Raw genomic sequence first — 7332 nt, 5'->3', positions numbered from 1 at the left:
CAGTGGTGATCCGGTTGAGGATGATGATCCGACGACCTTCGTGCCGCCGGAGCCTGAAGAGCCGACTTACGCGATCGGTGACTACGTCTGGATCGATGAGAACGGTGACGGCATTCAGGATGAGGACGAAGATCCTCTGCCTGGTGTGACAGTTGTTCTCTACGACGGTGAGGGCAATGAGCTTGCTCGCACTGAGACCGATTCTGATGGCCGGTACATCTTCGATGACTTGCCAGCTGGCGAGTACCAGGTCGGGTTCGAGCTGACCGAAGAGCAGGCTGAACTGTACGGGTTCACCACCAAACAGGCTGGGGACGACGCTTCCGTTGACTCGGACGCCAATGTCTCCACTGGGCTGACTCCGGTGTTCACCCTGGGTGAGGATTCGCCCGGGCTGACCCAGGACTATGACCGGGACTTCATCGCCACCGGCGGTATTGACCCGACCTGGGACGCCGGTGTGGTGCTGCTGCCTGAGCCGGTCGATCCTGAAGAGCCTGGTGTGTCGATCATCAAGGGTGACGGTGATGCTGAGGATGGTGTCATTGAGAACGATGCCAACACTGAGGATGACGCGGTTTCCTATGAGGATGGCGAGACCCGCGATATCGTGATCAATGTCACCAACACTGGTGATGAGGATCTGGTTGATGTTGTCCTGACCGATGAGACGGTTGCCGGTGATGCCACAGTTGAGGGTCTGGTCTGGACTCTGCCGAACGGTGACACCATCGAGGCTGAGCTTGTTGACGGTGTGCTGACCGCTACTTGGGACGGCCCTTGGGCCCCGGATGAAGTCATCACTGGTGTAGCGACGCTGACGCTGAACGCTGGCGATGAGCTGCACACCAACGTTGCTTCGGTTGACGCGGTCGGTGTGGCTAGCGGCACCCCGGTTGGCGACGATGACCCCTATAACGCGGTTCCACCGGAGCCGACTCCGCCGACTGTTCCGGCGGATCCGGATGAGGAAGAGGAAGACCTCGCCCGCACCGGTGTTGCGATAGGAAGCGCGCTGGCAGCAGCGCTGGCGCTCCTTCTTGGCGGCCTACTGCTCAGGCAGTGGAGCAACCGCCGCACAAACGCTGAGTTCTAATCCCCCTAGAGACTCAGCATAGGAGGGGAGCAGGTCGCCGAGGCCTGCTCCCCTCCGCCTTTTTGGTGAAACAGCAGACTGAAGATCTTAAGGAAGTGCGAGGAACTTTCTGAGGTGACCTGGCGATAGGACAGGGAGCGCGAAATGACCCGGAGTCCGATTATCCCCTTTGGCGCTCCGCGACTTGCGGGTGAAATCATCCGCCGCCAAAGGCTGCTGTATGATCTGAACGAGCACCGGCCCCTGACTCTGGTGAGATTTTGAGCGCCTACGCCGTGCTGTACGCCGTTAGAGGAAACCTGGATGAAGCTGCAGGTGCGGTGCAGCGCAGAGAATCTGCCAGCATCCCCTCTGCGCCGGTCAACAACTATCCTGGCGGTCTAGTATCACGTAGATAAGGCACTCCTGGCCCTGGAGTAGTTTGACACCGGAGCTGTAAGAGAGCACATCGAAGCCCTCGAACCTCATTCGGAAACGATCGAGCACCGGCCGTAATTCGTGGGATCGAATCCTTGGCAGACTTCCTGGCAGGCCATCCCGTCCAACGTTCGCAGCGATTCTGCCACGACTCCGGCAATGGTTGGCCGAAGACGCTGAGCCAGTTCGAGTGACAAGTTCGTGTCCCGGTCAAAGGGCTCCGCACATGGCAGAGGGGCAAGCTGGGCACCTGAATCAAGCTTTGCGTGAAGCAGAACTGCCATGCTGGTCACGAAACTCATACGCTGCTCAGAGCGCTGGAAGCGCATGTGACGAATCAGCACGAACGAGTCGGGTAGCCCCGGCGCATTGCTGCGCCGGGGCCCCCTCAGAACCGGACTTGAACATTTCTGTTCATCCGGCTCAAGCAAGCCCGAGGGCGGCGGCAGGCGCGGGAAGCGGTGGCCTTTGGCGTCGTCTCTGCCAATACTGGGTCAGGGTGGGGTCATCAGGTGATGCCCGGCCTTTGACCTTGATATGGCGGACGATCGGCGTCCATGCGGTTTTGGTCAGGTGCTGGCCGGTGTCCCGGTCGCCAAAGACCCATCGGTCGTTCCGCCAGGCGCGGTAACGACCCCAGTAGCGGTCCTTGATCCAGCGTAGGCCCTTGTTCGGGTGACGTCGTAGTGCCCAGCGCCAGAGCCGGTGAAACAGCCAACCATCGAGCTGGTGTACGACCGTTGCGAGACTCCGGTGCGGTAGTAGTTGGCCCATCCCCTAATGATGGGGTTGAGCGTTCCGATAACCGCCTGCGCGTTTGCGCCGTTGAGTCTCGTAACCTCCTGGCCGAGCCGAGCCCGTATCCGAATCACCGCAGCCTTGGACGGCTTCGTCAGCAGCTTCCCATTCGGATAGCGGCGGATGTTGAACCCCAGGAAATCGAACCCCTCGGACAGGTGCACGATACGGGTCTTATCCTCGTTGATCGATAGCCCTCGAGGCCGCAGCCAGACTGCGAGCCGTTCCTTGACTGCGTGGGCCTCCTGTTCCGAATGGCACAGAGCCACCAGATCATCCGCATAGCGGATGAGCACTGGCGCGCCCTTGACCACCCGGTCACCGATCTCCACCTTATGCGGAGCGTGTCGGGTCACCCCAGCGGCGTCCTCCATCCCGTGCAGGGCGATGTTCAACAACAGCGGCGAGACTGGCGAGCCTTGCGACGCTCCCGCTTCGGTCGGCAGATACTCGCCTTGTTCCATGATCCCGGCTTTCAACCATGCCCCGATGTGCCCCTTAGCGGGGAACCCATCGAGCATGCTCAGCAGGTGATCGTGGCTTATATTGTCAAATGCCGCCCTCAGGTCCGCGTCCAGCACCCACATGCGGTACCGGGTCGTTCCTGCACACGAGAGGTAGATCGCCTCGATGACATCGTGGCAACCGCGTCCGGGCCGGAAGCCATAGACATCCGGTTCGAAACGGGCCTCCCACTCAGGTGCCAACGCGTTAGCGACCATCGCCTGGATAGCGCGGTCGATCAGCGTAGGGATTCCTAGCGGTCGGTGTTTGCCCTTAGCCTTGGGGATGTAGACCCGCCTCACCGGTGAGGCTCTTGTCGTCATCGCGTTCTGCCCCAGCCATACGGCCATAGCTGCACGTGACTGGTCATCGAGCACGACAACGCCGTCAACCCCAGCGGTGTGGCGTCCCTTATTCGTCTGCTTCACCTGCCGCACTGCCACGAGCACATTGGCCCGAGACCGCAACATCAAGCGTTGCAGACTACGAACCCGCCTGGGGTTCGTACCCTTCGTCGCCGTGAAAATCCGTTGCCTCAACGCACGTACTTCCGCCTCGACCTGTGGCCAATTGATACTTGTCCACCAGTCGAAACTCGCGTCTGCGGGTCTGTTCGCCGCAGCGTATAACATCCCCGCAGTTCCCTGAGCATCCACACCTTCCTTCCACGACTCACCCGGCTCACCTCAGCCCGCTTTCGCGTCCGGACACCCAGTCCGGTATCCAGGTGGTTATCGCCCAGCGACCGCAGAAGGAGCAGCCACACACCGCGCGTTTCCCAGCATCTTTCGACACCCTGGCCTTCGCTTCTTGAGCCATCCTGTTCCCGCCGCGCCCATCAGCATCCCTTACGGGAGTGCCCACCGGTGGTAGCCGGCGCGCGACGGGGTTTCCGTGTTCCACACCTTCCAGACACGGCCTGGCAGAGTGCCGTCTTTCTCCCGGGAACGGTGGTGTCCCCGCACCCGCATCGCACGCTACGGATGCCACCTGCCGAAGTCGCACCGGCGCGTCCCTGAAACCCCCGATACCTGCCGCAAGGGGGGCCTAAAGCTAACGAGAGCTCATCGACGGTTCACTTTCGTTCACCCATCCAGACCTTCCCCTCACCCGTCGCATATCGGCAGGCTGACTCCGCGACTTGGGCTTTCCCGCAGGCTTCGCACCTCGTCGTCACCAACGAGGCACGCCACGGTGGGGACGGGTCACTTGGACACTGACCCGGATCACATGCAACGACCCGGAGGACGTCACCTCCTATTCATATGACCACTGAAAATGTGCGACATCACGTCACACACGCGACACCTTTTCCCACCGAGATTGCCCGCTCTTCTGATGTCGGTGTACGCGCAGGTGACCAGCCATCTCATCCACGCAGCTTCCGCGCTGCACGCGGTACTCAAGCACACTGCGCTGCGACGCGGGGCCGGATGAAGATGGAGAAGACAACTGACCAGGAGACGCGACCCTGTCATATGGCCTTCATGTACCGCCTATAGGGCCCAATCTGCTCCCACGGCCACAAACTCTCAACCGATTCAAAGAAGGTGTCACTGGGAGCTCCATCACCATGCTGCTGGGCCCACCGGGCAGCGGAAAAACCAGTGCCGCCGTGCAATGGGCTCCCCACCGCGTTACTGGCTCCGTCACTTGGATCAATGCCGAATGCACCTCAGGACAAGGCTCTCTCCTCCTTTTCCCGACTCCTGGAGAAGCTCCAGGATGTGGCAGGAATTCCTGATACTGATGACGCCTTGGGAATCGCAGAGGCCTCACCACTTCGACGTACCGGGGCTGATACCTGGCCACCACCTCTAACGCGAGAAATAACGAATGATCGTGGTGATCGATCAAGCGGAGCTCCTTGATGATCAGGCGTATGGGCACATCAGTACAGTGCTGGAACGCTGGTGCGGCCTGCGGTTCATTCCGCCGGCCGCCCATGGGCAGTTTCTCATGGTCGCCTAGAGGCGTGGAATAAGCTGTGCCACACCCGATCGCGCAGTCTCATTGAGCAGCTCTCGGGATCGATGAGAATACCGGCAAGACGTACTAGCGGGAGCTATACCGGAAATTCGAAGTTCGAAGTCGAGAAGAACGTCTGAAGATGGCAGATCATCAAGGGCTGCTTAAGGGTTGGGGTACACACGCTCATCGGGTGATCAAGACACTCAGGCTGTCTGCCGAGCAACAGCGAGAGCTGACTGTATACCGTCCCGCTCCTGAACACCGGATGAAGCGCAGCCAACGATTAAGCTGTGGAACTGTCAGATCGCCTCATTGTGTCATGCTGTTACCCGAGCAGAACCTGTGTGTAAGGTCAACGCTGGTCGAATCACCGACGATTGTCGTGATTCCACGGAGGCGCGGGTGAATCCTCACAGGGATTGGGGGAACGCACCCCGTGCGCGTAAAACCGCTCCTCAGACTGCTGGCTGCCGTGGGCGCCAAGACAGCCCCATCCGCAGGTACACCTTAAACTCTGACCTGGAACGACTGGGCCTCAATGTTCTCTGAGGATATTGGGCGAAGTGATAATGATGACATCGCCGTGCCCAGGCTATCTTCTCGGCCTAATGACTCTACGGGGGCCCGAGGAGAGCCAGCATGGCGAGAGTGCTAGGAAACAAATATGAACCAAATCACTATATCGCCCTAAGCTGTTGCGGGCCTACACAAAGCCTGGTAACTTCCTAGACAGACCAGTCATTTGCGGTGATTGCGAGCTGTTGTGTCAGTTCTCGGGTTCACCACCACACCGAATGGAGCGACGCATGAGCGTCTTGGACGATCAGTCCGGCCACAAGCCTTTCACCGCAGGACATCCCAAGGGCCGTCGGAGTGCCAAGCATTCCACCGCCCGCCGGACCGGACTATCCGCCATCCTGATGACAGCGTTGCTGCTGTCACCGATGAGTTCGGCCTTCGCCGCACCGCAGACCCAGCCCTTTGGGGCCACCCAGCAGGGTGTCGAGGACTCAGCGGACGAGCCAGACGGAGACCTCCTTGATGGGGACTCTTCCGAAGATGATCCCGGCGATCTTGACGGTTCCGAGGACGACAACGTCGATGAGGACGCGACTCGCGACGAAGACTCTGAGGATGAGGGGGACGGCGAAGACGCAGCCCGCAGCGATTCCTCCGAAGACGATGCAAGTGACGGCGAGGACGAGGCCCGCGACGAAGACTCCGAGGACGACGACGCCGGCATCATCACCCCGTTCGACCACGGTGAGTTCTTCCGCTGCGAGCCGGGTGTCATCTACACACAGTCTCGCCCGGTAGGGGGGAACACCAGCGGAGTCATCGCGGTTGACATGAACGCGCCCGGTGGCAACCCGGAGATTGAGGCCAGTTTCGCTAATCGCGTGACCAACGGTCTGGCGTTCTCCAGTGACGGTCACACCGCCTACGGCACCAGCCAGGCTACCGTGCTCGGGGTAAGCACAGTTGACATTTATGCGGTCGATGCCGGCGACGAAAACCGCAGGACGGTTGCCAGCGGCCTCACCATTACCGGCGTGCAGGGCCACAACCTCATCGGCGGCGGAATCAACCCGGTTAATGAAGTCTTCTACTTCGGTGGTTACAGCGGAGTTGACAGCAGCAGTGACAATAAGATCTTCGAGCTGCATGGATACAACACCGTCACGGATACGTACATGGGTCGGGTTGGTCGGGTCGTGATCCCAGACTCCGCACCGAGTGGTGGCAACGGCGACCTGGCTTTCGACGCTCAGGGAAACCTGTACATCATCTGGAGTGCGGAAGCAGGTGCCAGCAATCAGCTGGTGCGCGTGGACGCCAGTGAGATTCCGAGCACTCCCGGCGGCACGGTGCTGACTTCCACCAGCTTGGCGGCGCCGCCTGCTTCGACCACCAATCAGGCGTACAACGGTATGACGTTTGACTCCACCGGCCAGTTGTACGTGCAGGCCACGGGCAACGTCGGCGGCGTCAACGGGGTGACGACGATTACCCCATCCGACCCGAACACCGGTGTATACGGGACTGGAGTGACTGTCACAGGTAACCCTCAGGGTGTTGACCTGGGGAGTTGCACCTACCCGCCGACCCTACAATTGCAGAAGAACGTCGTAGACCGGGAAGCAGACACCGATCAGTTCGATCTCGAGATCGGCATCAGTGGTGCGGATGATCCCTTGGCAGGCGGTACCGCGACCACCGAGGGCACGGAGACGGGGATCCAGGATCAGGTGGCTGGTCCAGTCATCGCCGTGAGCGGCCGCGAATACACCATCTCTGAGAGCGGCGCAGGTTCCACGGACCTGGACAACTACGACACTAGCTACGAGTGCCGTTGGGGAGACGAGACTGAACCGTTCGCCCAGGGTGAGGGTAGCTCAGGTATCCTACCTCCGATTCCTGCCAACCGAGGTGGGCAGGCGCTGACCTGTGTCTTCACCAATGAGGCCCACTCTCCGGAGATTGAGTTGGTGAAGTCTGCTGATCCGGATGCTGATCTGGCGGTTGATGATGTCATCACCTACACC

Annotated in this window: 2 protein-coding genes and 2 pseudogenes; 3 read left to right on the top strand and 1 reads right to left on the bottom strand. The window is 60.3% G+C overall.

Annotation, left to right across the window (positions count from 1 at the left end; genetic code table 11):
• Positions 1-1096, top strand: a 1096-nt coding sequence (locus DVO78_RS04935; RefSeq protein ID WP_202912091.1) for an SdrD B-like domain-containing protein, incomplete at its 5' end; no start/stop codon positions are given.
• 840 nt (positions 1097-1936) lie between these two features.
• Here the strand turns inward: DVO78_RS04935 and ltrA are convergent.
• Positions 1937-3447, bottom strand: a pseudogene (ltrA, locus tag DVO78_RS04930) (group II intron reverse transcriptase/maturase).
• A 1204-nt stretch (positions 3448-4651) separates the two neighbouring features.
• Between ltrA and DVO78_RS18135 the strand changes: the two are divergent.
• Together DVO78_RS18135 and DVO78_RS04925 are read left to right on the top strand one after the other, a co-directional pair.
• Positions 4652-4786 carry a hypothetical protein gene (locus tag DVO78_RS18135; RefSeq protein WP_274380734.1) on the top strand — a complete coding sequence of 45 codons (135 nt, stop codon included), beginning with the start codon at positions 4652-4654 and terminating at the stop codon, positions 4784-4786.
• Positions 4787-5592: 806 nt separating this feature from the next.
• Positions 5593-7332, top strand: a pseudogene (locus DVO78_RS04925) (hypothetical protein); the annotation flags it as partial.

The organism is Nesterenkonia muleiensis, from assembly GCF_003600155.1.
GTDB lineage: Bacteria > Actinomycetota > Actinomycetes > Actinomycetales > Micrococcaceae > Nesterenkonia > Nesterenkonia muleiensis.
Note: the sequence above shows the minus strand (reverse complement) of the source record. Positions and strands in the feature narration are given on the sequence as shown.

Bases quoted from the DNA above. Each gene is read 5' to 3' on its own strand.
- DVO78_RS18135 (WP_274380734.1), top strand. From the start codon at position 4,652: ATGATCGTGGTGATCGATCAAGCGGAGCTCCTTGATGATCAGGCGTAT.